The organism is Campylobacter sp. JMF_01 NE2 (genome assembly GCF_027737365.1).
Classification (GTDB): domain Bacteria; phylum Campylobacterota; class Campylobacteria; order Campylobacterales; family Campylobacteraceae; genus Campylobacter_B.
Window position 1 is genome coordinate 1 of sequence record NZ_JAOVTR010000027.1, and the last position, 1,016, is coordinate 1,016.

The 1,016-nt window shown below is 38.6% G+C and carries 2 protein-coding genes; both read left to right on the forward strand.

Translation table 11 applies throughout. The features are described 5' to 3' along the window. The coding region (locus OFO01_RS08980) for a c-type cytochrome (RefSeq protein WP_270875556.1) at positions 1-533 on the forward strand (533 nt) is incomplete at its 5' end. 10 nt (positions 534-543) lie between these two features. Further along, complete coding sequence (locus OFO01_RS08985) at positions 544-759, forward strand: DUF4006 family protein (protein ID WP_270860562.1); 216 nt, start codon at positions 544-546, stop codon at positions 757-759. The last annotated feature ends 257 nt before the right edge of the window (positions 760-1,016 follow it).

Consider the following 1,016-nt stretch of genomic DNA (forward strand, 5'->3'; position numbering starts at 1 on the left):
GCGCCGATAAAGCAACTTTAAAAAATATGGGCGAGAGTGTTTTCTTGGTTCAATGTGCTCAATGTCACGGCGTTAGCGGCGACGGCATAAACGGCGTAGCACAAAATTTAACAAAATGGGGCAGCGAAGCAGGTATCGAAGATGCTATTATTAATGGTTCAGAAGGTATGGAATATCCTTTGGGTATGATGAGCAAAGCTGCTGATTTAGGTATCGATAATAATACTGCAAAAGCAATCGCTGCCTATGTCGCAAAAGAAGTTTCTGCTATCAAATCTACTAAAAATGAAAATTTAGTATCACAAGGAAGAGAAGCTTTTGGTGTTTGTGCATCTTGCCACGGCGAAGACGGCAAAGGTATGGACGGCTCAGCACCGGATCTTACAAAATATGGTTCAAGTGAATTCGTAAAAGAAGTTCTAAATAGAGGTAAAGCTGGTTCAATCGGTGTTATGCCTTCATTTACGGACGGAAGACTTAGCGAAGTTCAAAAACAAGCAGTCGGCGAATTTATTTCGTCTTTGGCAGAATAAGGAGCAAACTATGGAAAATACAAGTAGAAGTGTTTTTGCGTTAAATGGCGTTACAGGAATGCTTATTGCTACCGTTCTTTTGCTTTCAATCTTGGCTACTTTGACAGTGCTTGGTATCGGCGCACAACAATCAGTTATGCAAAAACCATACAAGCTAAATAACCCTGCAAGTGTTGAAATGAGAAGTAGCATTGAAGTTCAAAAAAATACAATGGTAAAGGAGTAGGATATGTCAGCAGGATTACTTGAAAAAGTCATACTTCTTCTAATAATTGCACTTGCTGTTGCAACAGCAGGAGCTGTTCTTACTTCAAAAATATTGTATATAGGTTAGTATGAGACTAAATTTGATTATAAAGGGCGCTTTGTGCGTCCTTTTCTTTTTTTGTGTAAATTTGCAGGCAAATTTTGTTGTGCAAAATGATGATATTTTGCAACCTGAGCTTATTTCGCAGCTTGAAAGTATAGGAAGCGAACTTTATC